Source organism: Bacillus cereus group sp. BfR-BA-01310 (assembly GCF_022664325.1).
Classification (GTDB): domain Bacteria; phylum Bacillota; class Bacilli; order Bacillales; family Bacillaceae_G; genus Bacillus_A; species Bacillus_A paramycoides.
Window position 1 is genome coordinate 1 of sequence record NZ_JAKUHD010000084.1, and the last position, 529, is coordinate 529.

Here is a 529-nt window from a genome sequence, read left to right on the forward strand (position 1 = left end):
AAAAGTGCGGGTGAAGGGAGTCGAACCCCCACGCCAAAGGCGCCAGATCCTAAGTCTGGTGCGTCTGCCAATTCCGCCACACCCGCATATTTTATTAAAAATGGTGAGCCATGAAGGATTCGAACCTTCGACCCTCTGATTAAAAGTCAGATGCTCTACCAACTGAGCTAATGGCTCTTAATGGCTGGGCTAGCTGGATTCGAACCAGCGCATGACGGAGTCAAAGTCCGTTGCCTTACCGCTTGGCTATAGCCCATTAATTAAGAATGGTGGAGGGGGGCAGATTCGAACTGCCGAACCCGAAGGAGCGGATTTACAGTCCGCCGCGTTTAGCCACTTCGCTACCCCTCCGACATAAATGGTGGAGGATGACGGGATCGAACCGCCGACCCCCTGCTTGTAAGGCAGGTGCTCTCCCAGCTGAGCTAATCCTCCATTTTGCCTGGCAACGTCCTACTCTCACAGGGACAAGGTCCCAACTACCATCGGCGCTAGAGAGCTTAACTTCCGTGTTCGGTATGGGAACGGG

The 529-nt window shown here is 53.9% G+C and carries 5 tRNA genes and 1 rRNA gene; all 6 read right to left on the minus strand.

The window, feature by feature from the left end:
* Positions 1-5: 5 nt before the first annotated feature.
* Positions 6-86: transfer RNA gene (locus MR109_RS29635), tRNA-Leu, on the minus strand.
* Between the two features lie 15 nt (positions 87-101).
* Positions 102-177 (minus strand) — tRNA-Lys (locus tag MR109_RS29640).
* Between the two features lie 4 nt (positions 178-181).
* A tRNA-Gln gene (locus MR109_RS29645) sits at positions 182-256 on the minus strand.
* A gap of 11 nt (positions 257-267) precedes the next feature.
* Positions 268-351, minus strand: a tRNA-Tyr gene (locus tag MR109_RS29650).
* 8 nt (positions 352-359) lie between these two features.
* Positions 360-435, minus strand: a tRNA-Val gene (locus MR109_RS29655).
* A gap of 5 nt (positions 436-440) precedes the next feature.
* Positions 441-529: ribosomal RNA gene (gene rrf, locus MR109_RS29660) — 5S ribosomal RNA — on the minus strand; the annotation flags it as partial.